16 protein-coding genes are annotated in these 17,579 nt (G+C 35.1%); 15 read left to right on the forward strand and 1 reads right to left on the reverse strand.

Annotated features, from left to right (window positions below):
• Positions 1-126: 126 nt before the first annotated feature.
• From E0F89_RS09075 to E0F89_RS09125, 10 genes are all read left to right on the forward strand, one after another.
• A complete protein-coding gene (locus E0F89_RS09075; protein WP_131909489.1) occupies positions 127-1,491 on the forward strand; it encodes an MFS transporter in 1,365 nt (454 codons plus the stop codon).
• Positions 1,491-2,144: a beta-phosphoglucomutase gene (gene pgmB / locus E0F89_RS09080; protein WP_131909490.1), complete on the forward strand. Its 654-nt coding sequence runs from the start codon at positions 1,491-1,493 to the stop codon at positions 2,142-2,144. Before E0F89_RS09075 ends, pgmB begins: the two co-directional genes overlap by 1 nt.
• Before the next feature lie 63 nt (positions 2,145-2,207).
• A complete protein-coding gene (locus E0F89_RS09085) occupies positions 2,208-4,511 on the forward strand; it encodes a glycoside hydrolase family 65 protein (RefSeq protein WP_131909491.1) in 2,304 nt (767 codons plus the stop codon).
• A 198-nt stretch (positions 4,512-4,709) separates the two neighbouring features.
• Entirely contained in the window at positions 4,710-6,587 is a 1,878-nt protein-coding gene (locus E0F89_RS09090; protein ID WP_131909492.1) for a glycoside hydrolase family 13 protein, read from the forward strand.
• Positions 6,588-6,712: 125 nt separating this feature from the next.
• Positions 6,713-8,371, forward strand: coding sequence for an alpha-amylase family glycosyl hydrolase (locus E0F89_RS09095; protein ID WP_131909493.1), 1,659 nt, complete (start codon positions 6,713-6,715; stop codon positions 8,369-8,371).
• Between the two features lie 81 nt (positions 8,372-8,452).
• A complete protein-coding gene (locus tag E0F89_RS09100; protein WP_131909494.1) occupies positions 8,453-9,130 on the forward strand; it encodes a glycerophosphodiester phosphodiesterase in 678 nt (225 codons plus the stop codon).
• Entirely contained in the window at positions 9,127-10,338 is a 1,212-nt protein-coding gene (locus E0F89_RS09105) for a BaiN/RdsA family NAD(P)/FAD-dependent oxidoreductase (RefSeq protein WP_131909495.1), read from the forward strand. Before E0F89_RS09100 ends, E0F89_RS09105 begins: the two co-directional genes overlap by 4 nt.
• Positions 10,339-10,416: 78 nt before the next feature.
• Entirely contained in the window at positions 10,417-10,638 is a 222-nt protein-coding gene (locus tag E0F89_RS09110; RefSeq protein WP_131909496.1) for a DUF2683 family protein, read from the forward strand.
• Complete coding sequence (locus E0F89_RS09115) at positions 10,620-10,895, forward strand: Txe/YoeB family addiction module toxin (protein WP_131909497.1); 276 nt, start codon at positions 10,620-10,622, stop codon at positions 10,893-10,895. The genes E0F89_RS09110 and E0F89_RS09115 overlap by 19 nt, the downstream gene beginning before the upstream one ends.
• Before the next feature lie 296 nt (positions 10,896-11,191).
• Positions 11,192-11,926, forward strand: coding sequence for a hypothetical protein (locus E0F89_RS09125; RefSeq protein ID WP_131909498.1), 735 nt, complete (start codon positions 11,192-11,194; stop codon positions 11,924-11,926).
• A gap of 67 nt (positions 11,927-11,993) precedes the next feature.
• Here the strand turns inward: E0F89_RS09125 and E0F89_RS09130 are convergent, their stop codons facing one another.
• Positions 11,994-12,473, reverse strand: a complete 480-nt coding sequence (locus E0F89_RS09130) for a TspO/MBR family protein (protein WP_131909499.1) — start codon at positions 12,471-12,473, stop codon at positions 11,994-11,996.
• A gap of 463 nt (positions 12,474-12,936) precedes the next feature.
• On the opposite strand from E0F89_RS09130, the gene E0F89_RS09135 reads away from it, so the two are divergent.
• The 5 genes from E0F89_RS09135 (at position 12,937) to E0F89_RS09155 (ending at position 17,537) form a co-directional block, all read left to right on the forward strand.
• Positions 12,937-14,052 carry a diphosphomevalonate/mevalonate 3,5-bisphosphate decarboxylase family protein gene (locus E0F89_RS09135; protein ID WP_131909500.1) on the forward strand — a complete coding sequence of 372 codons (1,116 nt, stop codon included), beginning with the start codon at positions 12,937-12,939 and terminating at the stop codon, positions 14,050-14,052.
• Positions 14,053-14,096: 44 nt separating this feature from the next.
• The gene (locus E0F89_RS09140) at positions 14,097-14,291 is read left to right on the forward strand and encodes a hypothetical protein (protein WP_131909501.1); all 195 of its coding nucleotides are present in this window, start codon (positions 14,097-14,099) and stop codon (positions 14,289-14,291) included.
• Between the two features lie 56 nt (positions 14,292-14,347).
• Positions 14,348-15,286 carry a mevalonate kinase family protein gene (locus tag E0F89_RS09145; protein ID WP_131909502.1) on the forward strand — a complete coding sequence of 313 codons (939 nt, stop codon included), beginning with the start codon at positions 14,348-14,350 and terminating at the stop codon, positions 15,284-15,286.
• A 93-nt stretch (positions 15,287-15,379) separates the two neighbouring features.
• The gene (locus E0F89_RS09150; protein ID WP_131909503.1) at positions 15,380-16,333 is read left to right on the forward strand and encodes a geranylgeranylglycerol-phosphate geranylgeranyltransferase; all 954 of its coding nucleotides are present in this window, start codon (positions 15,380-15,382) and stop codon (positions 16,331-16,333) included.
• A 295-nt stretch (positions 16,334-16,628) separates the two neighbouring features.
• Positions 16,629-17,537 carry a pseudouridine synthase gene (locus E0F89_RS09155; RefSeq protein WP_131909504.1) on the forward strand — a complete coding sequence of 303 codons (909 nt, stop codon included), beginning with the start codon at positions 16,629-16,631 and terminating at the stop codon, positions 17,535-17,537.
• The last annotated feature ends 42 nt before the right edge of the window (positions 17,538-17,579 follow it).

A 17,579-nucleotide genomic window follows, 5' to 3' on the forward strand; every position in this document is an offset into this window, starting at 1 on the left:
TTTGCGAAAAACAATAGTTTGAAATATATTTTTATATTTACCTCTCAAAACTTTAACTTTTACTTCGAAAATAAGATAAGTTTTGATAAGCATAGCGCTTATCGTTTAATTTTTTAAATTACGATAATGGAAAAGCGTAGATTAAGTTTCTGGGAAATTTGGAACATGAGTTTCGGTTTCTTGGGAATACAGATGGGTTTTGCCCTTCAAAATGCTAATGCCAGCAGAATTCTCCAGATTTTTGGCGCTGACGTTCATGAATTGTCCTGGTTTTGGATCATTGCCCCTTTAATGGGACTTATTGTACAGCCCATCATAGGCCATTACAGTGACAAAACTTGGGGGAAATTTGGAAGACGAAAACCATTCTTTTTAGTGGGTGCTTTATTAGCCTCTATAGGTTTAATATTAATGCCACAAGCCGAGATTTTCATCGCTTTTCTGCCTGCCTTATGGGTTGGTGCCGGAATGCTAATGATCATGGATGCTTCTTTCAACATTGCCATGGAACCTTTCAGAGCTTTAGTTGGAGATAATTTAAGAACCGACCAAAGAACGCTGGGATTTAGCGTACAAACCGCATTAATTGGTTTTGGTGCCGTTATTGGTTCATGGTTACCGTATGTTTTAACGAATTGGTTTGGCGTTTCAAATAGAGATGAGGATGGCGGCGTTCCTATGCATTTAATCTTATCATTCATAATTGGGGCTGCTATTCTTGTTGGTTCTATCTTGGTTTCCATATTTACGACAAAAGAATATTCTCCGGAAGAATTAGCAAAATTTGAGGACGAAATGGCACATCAGCAAACTAAAGTGGCTGATGCAAATCCAAAAGAATCGAGTTTACTGGACATTTTTGATGATTTTAGAAAAATGCCTACCACAATGCGACAATTAAGTTGGGTACAATTTTTCTCTTGGTTTGGTCTTTTTGGAATGTGGGTTTTCACCACTCCTGCCATAGCCCAGCATATTTATGGTTTACCCATTACAGACAGCAAAAGCGAAGCCTATCAAAATGCAGGAGACTGGGTTGGAGTACTGTTTGGTATTTACAATTTAGTATCTGCTTTCTATGCATTTGCTTTGCCATATATTGCGAAAAAATTCGGAAGAAAATTAACACACTCCATCTCCTTAATTATCGGAGGACTAGGACTAATTTCCATCTATTTTGTACCCAATGAAGACTGGTTAATTCTTTCCATGGTTGGTGTTGGAATTGCTTGGGCAAGTATTTTATCTATGCCGTATGCCATATTAGCCGGATCAATATCTCCAATGAAAATGGGCGTTTACATGGGTATTTTCAACTTCTTTATCGTTATTCCCCAAATTATCAATGCCTTAATTGGCGGACCTTTAGTTAAATATTTATACAATGACAATGCCATATTTGCATTAGTTACCAGTGGCATCAGCTTCTTGATTGCTGCTATATTAGTAGTGAAAGTAAAAGATGTTGATGACGTAATAAAACAACAATAATGAATACAAAAGCATTTATATTCGACCTGGACGGGGTGATTGTTGACACGGCTAAATACCATTATTTAGCGTGGCAAAAAATCGCAAATGAATTAAAGATTGAATTTACACACGAACATAATGAATTATTAAAAGGAGTAAGCCGCGTGCGCTCTTTGGATATTATATTAGAGTTAGGAAAAGTGGAAGCTTCGCAAGAAGACAAAGACCGCTGGCTGGTTCAAAAAAATGAAGACTATTTATCCTATTTAGTAGACATGGATGAAAGTGAGATTCTTCCGGGAGTCTTTCCTATTTTAAAATTTTTAAAAGAAAACAACCAACCCATCGCATTGGGTTCAGCCAGTAAAAATGCCAGACCAATTTTAGAAAAAACAGGACTACTCTCCTATTTTGATGCCATTGTAGATGGAAATGATGTAACCAATGCCAAACCGGATCCTGAAGTTTTCCTAATGGCTGCAAAACTATTGAACACTACTCCCGAAAATTCAATCGTTTTTGAAGATTCAGTAGCGGGAATTCAAGCAGCAAATATTGGTAATATGACCAGCATAGGAATTGGGGAAGCATCTACTTTGCATGAAGCAAAATACATCTTTAAAGATTTTACTGAGATAGAAACATCATTCATTGCAAGTTTGATAAAATAAAACGAAATGTATTTTTAAAGTTTTGAGACAACTTGAAACCTTAAACTTTAAACAAAAAATAAAATGAATCAAGATTATATAAAACCAGACAATTGGTCTATCATAGAAGAAGGATTTGAAGCCGAGTGTGTAAAATCATCTGAAAGTCTGTTTAGCATTGGTAACGGTGCTATGGGACAACGCGCTAATTTTGAAGAAAATTATAGCGGAGAAACATTTCAGGGAAGTTATATTGCCGGAATCTATTATCCTGACAAGACTAAAGTGGGCTGGTGGAAAAACGGATATCCGGAATATTTTGCCAAAGTTTTGAATGCGCCAAACTGGATTGGAATCGACATTGAAATCAACGATGAAAAGCTGGATTTGAATACCTGTTCCGAAGTCAAAAACTTTCGCCGTGAATTGAATATGAAAGAAGGCTGGTACAATCGTTCTTTTGAAGCTACTTTAAAAAACGGGACTGAAATTTCCGTAAATGTGCGTCGTTTCCTTTCGTTGAACTTGGATGAAGTTGGTCTAATCAACTATGAAATTACACCTTTAAACAAGGATGCCAAAATAATTTACAAACCCTACATTGATGCTGGTGTAACCAATGAAGATGCGAACTGGGAAGAAAAATTCTGGGAACCGCTTGATGTGAAAAAGTCAGGAAATGAAGCTTTTGTAACGGCACAAACGTTCAAAACGCATTTCAAGGCTACCACTTTTATGCAAAACACCATTTTGTCAAATGGTAAAAAAACGGCTATTTCTCCCTCTAATATTGATTCAAAAACTGATAAAATTCAGTTTAGCTATGATGTCATTGTGGCTCAAGGCCAAAAATCATCTATCCAGAAAATTGGTGGTTACACGGTTTCCTTAAACCATGAAAACACCATTACAGCTGCCGAAAAAGTGATTCAATCCGCATTAGCATTAGGTTATGACCAAATGTTACAGGACCAGATTGATGCTTGGACAAAAATTTGGGAAATGTCAGATATTACCATTGATGGCGATGTAAAAGCACAACAAGGAATTCGTTTCAATATTTTTCAGTTGAACCAAACCTATTTAGGTAAAGATTCTCGTTTGAATATTGGACCTAAAGGATTCACAGGAGAAAAATACGGTGGATCTACGTATTGGGATACTGAAGCGTATTGCATTCCGTTTTACATGGCGACCAAAGATCAGGAAGTGGCTCGAAATTTATTGACGTACCGCTACAATCAATTGGATAAAGCCATTGAAAACGCTGCTAAATTAGGATTTACTAACGGAGCTGCTTTGTATCCAATGGTAACCATGAACGGTGAAGAATGTCATAACGAGTGGGAAATTACTTTTGAAGAAATTCATAGAAATGGAGCTATCGCATTTGCCATTTACAACTTTTACAGATACACAGGAGATTACAGTTATATTCCTGAAAAAGGTCTGGAAGTGTTAATAGCAATTGCACGTTTCTGGCATCAAAGAGCGAATTTTTCGACTAATTTAAACCAATATGTAATTCTTGGCGTTACGGGTCCAAATGAATACGAGAACAACGTAAACAATAATTTTTATACCAATTATATTGCAAAATGGTGTTTGGAATACACGTACGAACAGATTCAAAAAGTGTCTCTGGAATATCCTGTAGATCACAAACGAATCACCGAAAAGGTAAAAATCTCGGATTCCGAATTACAATCTTGGAAAAAAGTTTCGGATAACATGTACTTCCCTTTTTCAGAGGAACATAATGTTTACTTGCAGCAAGACGGTTTCTTGGACAAGGAATTAGTTCGCGTAGCTGATTTGGATAAAAGCCAAAGACCAATCAATCAAAAATGGTCTTGGGATAGAATTTTGCGTTCGCCTTACATCAAACAAGCTGATGTTTTGCAGTGTTTCTATTTCTTCGAAGATCATTTTTCGAAAGAAGAATTAAAAAACAACTTCGAATTTTACGAATCTTTCACCGTTCATGAAAGTTCACTTTCGCCTTGTGTACACTCGATTCAAGCCGCTTTATTAGACAAAATGGATATGGCCTATACTTTCTATTTGAGAACGTCACGTCTTGATCTTGATGATTACAACAAAGAAGTGGAAGAAGGCTGTCATATTACCTCAATGGCAGGAACATGGATGAGCATTGTAGAAGGTTTTGGCGGAATGAGAATTAAAGATGATACACTTCATTTCTCTCCAAAAATCCCAAAAGAATGGGAAGGCTATTCGTTTAAAATCAATTTTAGAAACCAAATTTTGAAAGTAGCGATCAATCATAAAGAAACTACTTTCTCTATTGTAGGCAATACAGATTTGACAATCGTAGTAAACGGAAAATCCGTTTTAGTAACGCCAGAAAATTTAGTTACCGTATAAAGACAATTAATAGAACGTGTAGTTTTTTCTATCATTTGATTCAAGCCGTAACAAGCAAAATAACAATCCCAATTCACATTGGGATTGTTTATATAAGTCTGATTCTTATTTGAAATATTCTATGAATAATTCCCTGACAAAACCAGTCTCTTTTTCGTCTTTCTCATTAAAAATTTAATGTAATTAACGTATTTCACCATGAATAAAATTATTTCTTTACCTTTCCCGAATAGGAGCTTTTTAAAAAAAATAACCGTATTCCTTTTTTTTATGTCTGTAACGTTACACGCTCAAATCGACAAAGTTGAACCGCCTTTTTGGTATGCAGGAATGCAAAATCCAGAACTGCAGATACTTTTTTACGGCAAAGACATTTCTCAAAACCAAGTCACCGTTTCCAATGGCATTAAAATAACTAATGTAAAAAGAACCGAGAATCCCAACTACATTTTCGTTACTATCGACACCAAAAAAGTTGCGGCCTCTGATTTCGTTTTTACCTTTAAAAGTAAAAACAAAGAAGCGTTCACACAAAAATATTCTTTAAATAAAAGAAGAGAAAATTCTGCACAACGCAAAAGCTTTGATTCTTCGGATATGATGTATTTATTGATGCCGGACCGCTTTGCAAATGGAAACAGAAACAACGACAGTGAAAATTCGACACAAGAAAAATATAACAGAGAATTACCTGGCGGAAGACACGGTGGCGATATTGAAGGGATTATAAAAAACTTGGATTACATTTCGTCCTTAGGCGCAACAACCATTTGGTGCACGCCACTTTGTGAGGATAACGACGCTAAGTATTCCTATCACACCTATGGCCAATCTGACGTTTATAAAATAGATCCACGTTATGGAACCAATGCTGATTATGTTCGATTGGCTGCCGAAATGCACAAACGAGATATGAAACTGGTTATGGATTACGTGACGAATCACTGGGGAATTGAACATTGGATGATGAAAGATTTACCTACAAAAGAATGGATCAATCATTTTGATACGTACACGCAAACCAATCATAAAAGAACGGTTATACATGATACAAACGCTTCTGAAATTGATAAAAAAATAGCTATTGACGGTTGGTTTGTTCCATCGATGCCCGATTTAAACTTGAAAAATCCTTTGACTTTAAAATACCTGATTCAAAATGCGATTTGGTGGATTGAATACGCCGATTTAGATGGTTTCAGAGTCGATACCTATAATTATTCCGACCCACAAGGTATCTCAAAATGGACAAAATCGATCACCGATGAATACCCAAATTTTAATATTGTTGGCGAAATTTGGATGCAAAGTCAAGCGCAAATGGCCTATTGGCAAAAAGACAGTAAAATTGCTCAAATTCAAAATTACAACTCCTATTTACCAAGCGTCATGGATTTTACTTTTTATGAGGCAACAACCAAAGTTTTCAATGAAGACGAAGGGACTTGGGACAAAGGAATGGTAAAAATGTATGACAATTTTACCAATGATTTTCTATACCCAAATATCAATAATATGTTGATTTTTGTCGAAAATCATGATACCAACCGTTTCAATCAAACCTACGGAAACGACATCAGAAAATACAAAATGGCAATGACTTTGATGGCTACCGTTCGTGGAATTCCACAATTGTATTATGGAAGCGAAATAGGAATGGCCGGTAATAAAGACAAAGGCGATGCTGATATTCGTCAAGATTTTCCCGGCGGTTGGGAAGGCGATCAAAAAAATGCTTTTGTCAAAGAAGGAAGAACTCCTGGACAAAGTGAGTATTTTGATTTTACTTCTAAATTATTCAACTGGAGAAAAACAAAAGCGGCAGTACATTTTGGAAAAATGACACATTATATTCCGGAGAACAATGTTTACGTTTATTTTAGATACGACAGAGATGAAACGGTAATGGTTTTAATGAACAACAGCAATGAAACAAAAACGGTAAAAACCAATCGTTTCAAAGAAAATATCAAAAACTTTAAAACCGGAAAAGATGTAATTTCTGAACTTACATTTGACGTAACAAACGAAATAATAATGGAACCAAAATCGGTTTTGATTTTAGAATTGAAATAATTTAAACCATATAAGCCATTTAAGAAAAAAAGACTTTAAAAGAAGAAGAAGAACTAATCCTTAAACTTAAATCAACTTACATGCCTTATATGTTTTAAAAAAAATAATCATTTAACATTAAAAAAATGAAAAAATATTCAATCCCACTTTTACTATTAACCATGACAATTCTAAGTAGTTGCTCCAGCACAAAAAACAGCGCTGAGAAGAACAAAACACCTTTCGTTTGGGAAGGAGCAAATGTTTATTTCCTGATGACAGACCGTTTTAACAATGGCGACACTTCAAATGATATAAATTTAAACCGAACCAAAACAACGGGAAAACTTCGTGGTTTTGAAGGTGGTGATATCAAAGGAATTTCTCAAAAAATTGACGAAGGTTATTTTGACAAACTAGGAATCAATGCCATTTGGTTTACTCCGGTTGTAGAACAAATTCACGATGCCGTTGACGAAGGAACCGGTCTGAGTTATGCCTTTCATGGCTACTGGACCAGAGACTGGACGAGTTTAGATCCTAACTTTGGGACAAAAGAAGACTTGGCTGCACTGGTTCAAAAAGCACACGCACACGGCATCCGAATCATTCTTGATGGAGTAATCAATCATACCGGTCCCGTAACTGCTGAAGATACGGTTTGGCCAAATGACTGGGTGCGAACAGGACCTACTTGTGATTACCAAAATTTTGAAAACACAACTGCCTGCACGCTCGTAGCTAATCTTCCGGATATAAAAACAGAAAGCAATCAAGCGGTTGCTCTACCTCCTTTTTTAATCGAAAAATGGAAAAAAGAAGGGCGTTACGAAAAAGAAATCAAAGAATTGGACGCGTTTTTTGCTCGTACCGGTTATCCAAGAGCACCAAAATATTACATCATCAAATGGTTGACGGATTATATTGCAGAATACGGAATTGACGGTTACAGAGGCGACACTGTAAAACATATAGATGAAACGGTTTGGGCTGATTTTAAAACCCAATGTGATTACGCTTTTGAAAATTGGAAGAAAAATAATCCAACAAAAGTGTTAGATAATAATTCCTTTTTCACCATTGGCGAAGTTTATAATTATGGTATCAGCGGCGGACAAGATTTTGATTTTGGAGATAAAAAAGTAAACTATTTTAAAAATGGTTTCAACAACATGATCAATTTCGAATTTAAATGGGATGCTCAAAAAGACTACGAATTTATATTCTCTAAATATTCAAATAAGCTGAACAATGATTTAAAAGGATATAGTGTTATGAATTATTTGTCTTCGCATGATGACGGTGGTCCTTTTGATGGGAATCGCACCAAAACTATTGAAAGCGGAACAAAATTATTACTGAGTCCCGGACTTTCTCAAGTTTATTATGGTGACGAAAGTGCTCGCTCCTTAGTTATCGAAGGAACCCAAGGCGATGCAACCTTGCGTTCTTTTATGAATTGGGAAGCTATAAAATCAAATCCTGAAACTCAAAAAACGTTGTTGCATTGGCAAAAATTAGGTCAATTCAGAAAAAATCATCCATCAGTGGGAGCAGGAATTCACAAGCAAATTTCGGCTCAACCATATGCTTTTTCCAGAACTTTTTCTAAAGGCGATTATATGGATTCAGTAGTTGTTGGATTGGATTTAGCGATTGGTACCAAAGAACTTTCAGTAAGTTCTATTTTCGCAAACGGCACCTTATTAAAAGATGCGTACTCCGGCAAAGAAGTACGTGTTGAGAATGGAAAAGTGACAATCATTTCTGAATTTGACATCGTTTTATTAGAATCGAAAAAATAATATTTAAAATATTTTCAACCAAACGCCTTTAGAAATGAAGGCGTTTTTTTTATGTTTACCTTTACCAAAAAATAAAAGACAATGCTCAAAATTGGACATCGTGGCGCAAAAGGATATGAACCCGAGAATACCTTTGTTTCGTTCCAAAAAGCATTAGACATGCAGGTGGATGGCATTGAACTTGACGTGCATTTGAGTGCTGATGGCGAAATAATCGTTATTCACGACGAAACTATTGACAGAACGACCAATGGAAAAGGTTTTGTAAATGCATTATCTTTGCGTGAATTGAACGCTTTTAGAATAAATGGCGAACATAAAATTCCAACACTAAAGGAGGTTTTTGATCTGGTAAACCAAGACTGTTTTATCAATATTGAACTCAAAAGTTATGAGGCAACCGATAAAGTAGTTTCACTTATTGAAAAATATGTCGCTAAAAAAGGCTGGAAATACCACCGATTTTTAGTTTCCAGTTTTGATTGGAATGCATTGCAGCAAGTGGCGTTTTTAAATGATAAAATTCCAACTGGCGTTTTAACGGAAACCGATTTAGACTTGGCTTTGGCTTTCGCCAAATTCATTCAGGCGAAATCCATTCATCCGCATTTTCATTTATTGACAAAAGAAAACACGGCGCAAATGCAACAAAAAGGATTGCAGGTTTTTCCTTGGACCATAAATGAATTAGAAGACATTCAAAAAATAAAAACATTTAACGTAAACGGAATCATCACTGATTTCCCAAATAGAATATGAATCAGAATTTCGATATAATAATAGTAGGCGGTGGCGCAGCAGGTTTTTTTACAGCCATTAACATCGTAGAGAAAAATCCAAAACTGAAAGTCGCAATTTTAGAACGCGGTGCTGAAGTATTGCAAAAAGTTCGGATTTCCGGTGGCGGAAGATGCAACGTGACGCACGCTTGTTTTGAACCGAACGAATTGGTAAAATTTTATCCGCGTGGCGAAAAAGAATTACGCGGTCCTTTTCATCAGTTTTGCTCCGGTGACACTATTGAATGGTTCGAGAAACATGGCGTAGAACTCAAAATTGAACCAGACGGACGTATGTTCCCCGTTTCGAATTCGTCTCAAACGATTATTGACTGTTTCTTGAAAGCAACACAAAAGCTGGGAATTGCAGTACTTACGGGACAAAGCGTACAATCTATTTTCAAGAAAGAAAATGAATGGAAAATCGAAACCCAAACGGAAAATTATCTTGCTGAAAAGCTAATTCTAGCCACAGGTAGCAATCCTAAAATTTGGGAAATGCTTCAGAATTTTGGTCACGTTGTTATCAGCCCAGTTCCTTCCCTATTCACTTTCAATATCAAAGATTCCAGAATAAAAGATTTACCCGGAGTTGCAGCACAAGTTACCGTAAAAGTAAAAGATACCAAACTCACATCTACAGGACCGTTGTTAATTACGCATTGGGGAATGAGTGGTCCGGCGATTTTGAAACTCTCCGCTTGGGGCGCCCGAATCTTGCATGACAAAAATTATCAGTTTACCATTTTTGTGAATTGGTTGAATGATGCTGACAAGGAAGATGTCGAGAAAAAACTAAAAGACTTAAAACAGGAACACGCCAAAAAGTCGGTTTCTAAGAAATCGCCATTCGAAATCACCAATAGATTATGGGAAAGTTTGGTTCTCGCTTCTGGAATTGAAGCGGAGACAAAATGGGCCGATTTGTCTAAAATGCAATTGCAGAATCTAACGAATCAATTGACGAACGGGACTTTTCAGGTCAACGGAAAAAGCACGTTTAAAGAAGAATTTGTAACTGCCGGCGGAATCGATTTAAAGGAAATTAACTTCAAAACCATGGAAAGTAAGCTTCATGAAAACCTTTATTTTGCTGGAGAAATTGTGAATATTGATGCCATTACAGGAGGATTTAACTTTCAGAATGCGTGGACAAGCGGGTTTATTGTGGCGAAAGCCATTGGATAAAGTTTTAAATCACTCAAAATCAAACCGACGTCTAAATCACTGAGCGAAAGTTTTTTGTAAATTTGTAAAAAATAAGTTATGACAACGATAACATTAAAAATAAATGAAAACACTAAAAAGGGTAAAGCCTTTTTAGAAATGGCTCGTGTATTTTTTGAAAATTCAAAAGAAATTGTGCTGATTGAGGAAGACGATAAAAGCTCCTATAATCAAGAATTTGTAAAAAAGATTAAAAAAGCAAGCAAAGAAAAAGGCCGGGTTATGGAAAGTGCAGAGGAATTATGGGAAAGTATCAAGTAATTATTAAACAAACGGCTGAAAAAGATTTATCTAAGCATAAAGTATCTGGAGATGTTGCTTCTGTAAAAAAAATCTTAAAAATACTTAACGAATTGAGAGACCATCCATACACTGGTATTGGAAAACCAGAAGAGTTAAAATATGAATTAAAAGGTTTTTGGTCAAGAAGGATTAATAAAAAAGACCGAGTAATTTATGAGGTTAAAGAAGATATCGTAACTGTTTATGTCGTTTCAGCGTTGGGTCATTATTCATGATCTAAAAAATCAAATCAATAGAGGCTAAAAAAAATGAAATATTCTGTAAATTTCTAAAGCTAACTAACCTTTCTTTTTTCCAGTTAAATCGTAAATATTGATGCCATTACAGGCGGATTTAACTTTCAGAATGCTTGGACAAGCGGGTTTATTGTGGCAAATGCTATATAAAACCAAAGTCATTACAATTCAACACTTTAATTAAGATAACTTTAGTTTTAGCTTAACAAGACTTTACCATTCTGTTTTCATTTTCACGGAATGATTTGAATATTTTTGTAATCAAATCACTACGAATGGTTAAAAACTACTTTTTTGTATCCTTACTATTTTTTGTACTTCAATCTGGTTTCTCGCAAACCGAAAAATTAATCAACGGAAAAGTTTTTTACGAACAATTTCCCGTGGAAAAAGTTGAGGTCGTTAATTTCATTTCCAAAAAAATCACCATTACAAACGCAGCTGGTGAATTTTCTATATTGGTAAAAGCGGGCGACGAACTCATTTTTATTTCAAAAAATCATGACATCAAAAAAATTATATTAGATCAAAAGACTATTGATAAAAACAACCTCATAATTTCGTTAATCCTTAAACCGGAAGAATTAAAAGAAGTAGTAGTTACAAAAATGCCTTCAATAAAATTGAGCACTGACAAAGCCTACGAACAGGGAAAACTTGATCAATACGCTGTGGAGAAAGCAGCAAGAAGCTTAAAAACGGGTGTTTACAATGGCAGTATTGAAAACGGAATGGATTTAATGCGGATTGGCGGAATGATTTTAAAGTTGTTCATCAAAGAAAAAGAAGTCGTTAAAGAAACTCCACAAATTGAATTCAAACAATTAGCAAAAAGCAGCTGTGACGAAAAATTTTATACCGAAACTTTGAAATTAAAACCAGACCAAATAGAGCTTTTCCTCCAATTTTGTGATGCTGACCCAAAATCGAAAACATTACTAGAAAATAGTAATGTTCTATCGATGATGGATTTTTTATCTACCAAGAATATTGAGTTTAAAAAACTATGAAGTTATTCAAAAATAATACAACTTTTTCATGCCGCAAACTGATCACTAAAAAACTGAATACTGAACACTATCCTTTATTCAACCACCAAATACTTCCATTCAAAACCGCAGCAAAACTAACCCAAGCCAGATACGGAATAAATAAATAGCCCGCAATTTTATTGATTTTGGAAAACTGAATGTACGTTTCAAAAATCATCAACCACAATACAATAATTTCTAATCCGGCTAACATCGGGTTGTGTAATCCAAAGAATAAATACGACCACAAAGCATTTAGTGCCAATTGTATCGCAAAAAAAATCAACGCTTTTCTCACTGCTTCTTTTTCTGCTTCTATTCGGTCCCAAACTAATCCGGCAGCAACACCCATCATCACATACAGCATACTCCAAACAGGTGCAAAAATCCAATTGGGCGGATTAAAACTTGGTTTAATCAAGGTTGGATACCAAGTGGTAATGGCAGAACGAGTAACCGTCCCAGAAAAATAGCCAATGGCCAAACACGTAACAACAACAACCAATATTCGGGTAATTTTATTCATTTTTAATTTTGTTTTATATAATATTTCCTTGAAATCAATAAGCCATTTGAGATATTAGAATTTCCTCAAAAACAACTCAACTGTTTTTTCTGCCACTTACTCACAGATTTTTTTAATTTAGATTCCTTTCCTTAATCACATAGAGTCCATCATTTATAAATATTACAATTTAAATCAGTGAATCAGTGGCAGATTTAAAAAAATCAATACAGATTGTTATTAAACCACCAATTTATTTGTGAAAACATCAGTTTTCATTGTCGTATTCACTTTACAATTCTAACCGTTAAGAAATTAAGTTCAATTCTTAATGAATCTTAATTTCTTAACGGTTAAAAATCTTGGATGGACTTATATGATTATTTTAATTGTCCAAATTTACTTAAATCTTTCTAACGATTAACCATCTAAACGAATAAACAAATAACGCAAAAAAAGTATCTTTGCGTAAATTTATACATTCATGATTTCAGCAAACGATTTTATTCCATCAAAATATACGCATTCAGTTGAAGAGGGAAATTTTCAATGGAGCGCGCCCAGCAACATTGCCCTCGTAAAATATTGGGGGAAAAAAGACAACCAAATTCCAGCGAATCCTTCGGTGAGTTTTACGTTGAATAATTGCAAAACGATTACCAAATTGGCTTTCGCCAAAAAAGACATTTCTCCCGAAGTTTCGGGATCGCTCAATACGAAGGATAATAATTTCTCTTTTGATTTACTTTTTGAAGGAAAACCAAAAGAAGATTTCAAACCGAAAATTCAAAAATTCCTGGAACGAATCGAAATCTATTTGCCTTTTTTGAAAGACTACCACTTTACGATTGACACTGAAAATACTTTTCCGCACAGTTCCGGAATTGCTTCATCGGCATCTGGAATGGCTGCTTTAGCGATGAACTTAATGAGTTTAGAAAAAGTGTTAAATCCTGAAATGACTGAGGAATATTTCTATCAAAAGGCGTCTTTATTAGCACGTTTGGGTTCCGGAAGCGCTTGCAGAAGTGTAAAAGGCCAAGTTGTGGTTTGGGGAAATCACGCCAACATCTCCGGAAGTTCTGATTTATTTGGAGTTGAATTTCCAAATGCTATTCATTCCAATTTTAAGAATTTTCAAGATACTATTTTACTCGTTGACAAAGGGGAAAAACAAGTTTCAAGTACAATTGGACATGATTTGATGCACAACCATCCTTTTGCCGAAAGGCGATTTGCACAAGCACATGAAAATTTGGATGAATTAATTTCAATTTTTGAAAATGGAAATCTGGACGAATTCATCAAAATTGTGGAAAGCGAAGCCTTGACGTTACATGCCATGATGATGACTTCCATGCCGTATTTTATACTGATGAAACCGAACACATTGGAGATTATAAATGCGATTTGGAAATTTAGAAATGAGACTAAAATTCCGGTTTGTTTCACGCTGGATGCCGGTGCAAATGTGCATGTTTTATATCCCCAAAATGTTGCCGACAAAGTTTTACAATTTATTAAGAACGAATTAGTTGGCTATTGCCAAAATGGTCAGTACATTTGTGACGAAATTGGAAATGGCGCTGTGTTGATTTAATTGATTTATTTTTCCCTATCTTTATTTTTTAAAGAGCTGAAATTATGGATATTCAATCAGAGAAATTAGAATTGATAAAGTTATTGTTAGAAACGAACGACTATGCTGTAATCGAGGCTGTAAAAAATATTTTCAAAGCACAAAAAAAAGACGTTTGGAAAGATTTATCTCCTGAACAACAAGAAGAAATTGATCTTGGAATCTTAGAAGCAAATCGCGGAGACCAAGTTGATTTATAAAAATTACGATACAAATACCTAATTACCAACCCCAAATTGTTAATTTACAACACTATATGAAAGGACCTTTGTTTTACTCAAAAATACTACTCTTTGGAGAATACGGAATTATTCGTGACTCAAAAGGGCTTTCAATTCCTTACAATTTTTACAACGGCGCACTTAAAAAAGAGGAAAATCCATCTGATGAAGCGATCAAATCAAACGGTCACTTGAAACGATTTGTAACGTATTTAGAAACCTTACAAAACGAGCAACCTGCTTTAGTAACTTTCGATTTAGACACGTTGAAAAGCGATGTAGAAACCGGAATGTATTTTGATTCCAGTATTCCTCAAGGGTATGGTGTAGGTAGCAGTGGCGCACTTGTAGCCGCTATTTACGACAAATACGCACACAATAAAATCACGGTTTTAGAGAATTTGACTCGTGAAAAATTATTGCAGTTAAAAAATATATTTTCCCAAATGGAGAGTTTTTTCCACGGAAAAAGTTCTGGTTTGGACCCTTTGAACAGTTATTTGAGTATCCCGATTCTGATTAATTCGAAAGATAATATTGAAGCAACCGGAATTCCAACACAAAGTTTTGACGGAAAAGGCGCAGTGTTTTTATTAGATTCAGGAATTGTAGGCGAAACTGCTCCGATGGTAAATATTTTCATGGAAAGCCTAAAAGACAAAGGTTTCCGTGCGATGTTGAAAAATCAATTTGTGAAATATACAGATGCTTGCGTTGAAAATTTCCTTGGAGGAGACATGAAATCATTGTTCATGAATACCAAAAAATTATCTAAAGTAGTTTTGAATAACTTCAAACCAATGATTCCGGAACAATTTCACGGAATTTGGCAACAAGGAATTGATAGCAATGATTACTATTTGAAACTTTGCGGTTCTGGTGGTGGCGGTTACATCTTAGGTTTCACTGAAGATTTAGAAAAAGCTAAAGCTTCTTTGAAAGATTACAAACTAGAAGTAGTATATCAGTTTTAAACATCCTCTCCCCAACCCTCTCCAAAGGAAAGGAAGAAAAAAACCAAAAAAAAGCATCCTTATTATTGGGAGCACATTCTTAAATAAATCTAAATGTTAAGCAGGCAGAACAAACTTCTCTTAATGAAAATTGCAAGTTTGTTCTCTGTAGTTAGAGGTTATAACATTCCGATTATAATATTAGCACAATATCTTTCCGCAATATTTATTTTGGCCCCAGAAAAAAGAGCGTTAGATATTTTATTGGACTTCAATTTATTTATTCTGGTTTTTGCATCTTCCCTTACGATTGCTTCCGGATATATCATTAACAACTTTTATGACAGTCAAAAGGATTTAATCAATCGGCCTAACAAATCGATGTTGGATCGATTAGTGAGTCAGAAGACAAAACTAAACGTCTATTTTACACTCAATTTTATAGTGGCTTTGATGGCATTGTTTGTTTCCTGGCGTGTATTTTTATTTTTTTCAGGATATATATTTTTCATCTGGTTTTATTCCCACAAAATAAAAAAATACCCCATAATAGGAAACCTGACCGCTGCTTCACTGGCCGTCCTTCCCTTTTTTGCTATACTATTGTATTTTTATACTCGGATTCCATACGAGGAGATTGAAAATTACAGAAGACAATTAGGCGTCATTTTTTCGCACGCCAGTTTTTTATTTTTGCTACTCTTGATTCGGGAAATGATTAAGGATTTAGAAAATCTAAAAGGGGATTTAGTCAATGATTATAAAACGATTCCTATTGTTTATGGCGAGGAAGTATCAAAAAAAACCATCACCGTATTAACCATTCTGACTGTTTTACCAGTTTACGCTTTGATTGATGTCTATGATGTGGGTTACATGGATATTTATTTTTACTCTTGCCTGATCGTTTTGATATTTTTCTTGTTATACTTATGGAAATCAAATGCGAAACCACAGTTTTTGCTGCTTCACAACGTTTTGAAATTCCTTATTGTTGCCGGAGTATTTTGCATTGTTTTGATTAATCCAAGTGTTTTATGGCACGGAAAAAGATTGTTGATGGTTTAAATTTGCCTTTTTTCAAACTATAAAAAGGATAAAAAACCATTCCCGAAAAACTCACAGATTCCCCAATTAGCATAGCCCCGATAGTAGAGGAAATCCTTTCTAGTCCTGAACTTGTTTCAGTATTCTGAAATAAGTTCAGGACTAGAAAGATTGAAACGATAGCGGGAAATAGCTCCAAAAAATCAAAAGAATCATTTTAATTAGCTTATTAACTAGACAGTTAGCGTTTTTATAATTGGTGGTTATTGATTGTCAAGTATATAAATAGTATCTTTGCACAAATTATTGGAATATTATGAATAACAAGGAAGGCAATAATAAGAAAAGTGGTCCAAGAGCACCTAGCTCCAGACCAAGTTCGAATAAGCCAAAACCTGCCATGCAGAAGCGCGCTCAAGGGCCGAAAAAAGTTAAAATTACTACTAAAGTTGCCGATATCGCTACTGATAAAGTAGAGAAAAAACCAAATCAAGCACCAAAGAGACCGAAAGTAAAAGACGAAATTCGTTTGAATAAATACATTGCTAATTCAGGTGCGTGCTCGCGTCGTGATGCGGATATTTATATTCAATCCGGGACGGTAAAAGTAAACGGAATTCCTGTTACCGAAATGGGATACATGGTAAAACCAGGTGATGTTGTGAATTTTGACGGTGCGACTTTGACTCCGGAGAAAAAAGTATACATCTTGTTGAACAAACCTAAAAACTTTACGACTGCGATGGACGAAGGTCAGGAATATCGTAATGTATTGGAATTGGTAAAAGGTTCTACGACTGCAAAAATTGGTGCAGTGGGAAGAATGGACAAGAATACAACTGGTTTGTTATTGTTCACGAATGATACGGATATGATTCGTAAATTCACCTTACCAAGTCAAAAATCATCTAAAATTTACCAAGTTTCACTTGATAAAAACTTGAAATTTGAGGATTTAGAAAAAATAAACAAAGGGTTGACTCTTGACGGACACCGCGTTTTTGTGGAAGATGTAAGTTATATTGACGGAGAAGCTAAAAGTGAAATTGGTTTGCAATTAAGATCAGCTAACGTGAAAGTGGTTCGTTCTATTTTTGAACACTTTAGTTATGACGTGTTGCGTATTGACAGGGTAGCTTTTGCTGGTTTGACCAAAAAGAATTTGCCAAGAGGAAACTGGAGGTTGCTTACTGAACAAGAAATTATCAATTTGAAGAACGTTTAATATTTCTTTGAAATTATATAAATGAAAATCCCATCCGTTTAC

It is taken from the genome of Flavobacterium caseinilyticum, assembly GCF_004349085.1.
In the GTDB taxonomy this organism is placed as follows: domain Bacteria; phylum Bacteroidota; class Bacteroidia; order Flavobacteriales; family Flavobacteriaceae; genus Flavobacterium; species Flavobacterium caseinilyticum.

Coding starts and splice junctions, on each gene's coding strand:
- E0F89_RS09125 (WP_131909498.1), top strand. CDS start 11,192: ATGGTTAAAAACTACTTTTTTGTATCCTTACTATTTTTTGTACTTCAA.
- E0F89_RS09100 (WP_131909494.1), top strand. CDS start 8,453: ATGCTCAAAATTGGACATCGTGGCGCAAAAGGATATGAACCCGAGAAT.
- E0F89_RS09155 (WP_131909504.1), top strand. CDS start 16,629: ATGAATAACAAGGAAGGCAATAATAAGAAAAGTGGTCCAAGAGCACCT.
- E0F89_RS09150 (WP_131909503.1), top strand. CDS start 15,380: ATGTTAAGCAGGCAGAACAAACTTCTCTTAATGAAAATTGCAAGTTTG.
- E0F89_RS09085 (WP_131909491.1), top strand. CDS start 2,208: ATGAATCAAGATTATATAAAACCAGACAATTGGTCTATCATAGAAGAA.
- E0F89_RS09135 (WP_131909500.1), top strand. CDS start 12,937: ATGATTTCAGCAAACGATTTTATTCCATCAAAATATACGCATTCAGTT.
- E0F89_RS09110 (WP_131909496.1), top strand. CDS start 10,417: ATGACAACGATAACATTAAAAATAAATGAAAACACTAAAAAGGGTAAA.
- E0F89_RS09075 (WP_131909489.1), top strand. CDS start 127: ATGGAAAAGCGTAGATTAAGTTTCTGGGAAATTTGGAACATGAGTTTC.
- E0F89_RS09090 (WP_131909492.1), top strand. CDS start 4,710: ATGAATAAAATTATTTCTTTACCTTTCCCGAATAGGAGCTTTTTAAAA.
- pgmB (WP_131909490.1), top strand. CDS start 1,491: ATGAATACAAAAGCATTTATATTCGACCTGGACGGGGTGATTGTTGAC.
- E0F89_RS09105 (WP_131909495.1), top strand. CDS start 9,127: ATGAATCAGAATTTCGATATAATAATAGTAGGCGGTGGCGCAGCAGGT.
- E0F89_RS09115 (WP_131909497.1), top strand. CDS start 10,620: ATGGGAAAGTATCAAGTAATTATTAAACAAACGGCTGAAAAAGATTTA.
- E0F89_RS09095 (WP_131909493.1), top strand. CDS start 6,713: ATGAAAAAATATTCAATCCCACTTTTACTATTAACCATGACAATTCTA.
- E0F89_RS09130 (WP_131909499.1), bottom strand. CDS start 12,473: ATGAATAAAATTACCCGAATATTGGTTGTTGTTGTTACGTGTTTGGCC.
- E0F89_RS09140 (WP_131909501.1), top strand. CDS start 14,097: ATGGATATTCAATCAGAGAAATTAGAATTGATAAAGTTATTGTTAGAA.
- E0F89_RS09145 (WP_131909502.1), top strand. CDS start 14,348: ATGAAAGGACCTTTGTTTTACTCAAAAATACTACTCTTTGGAGAATAC.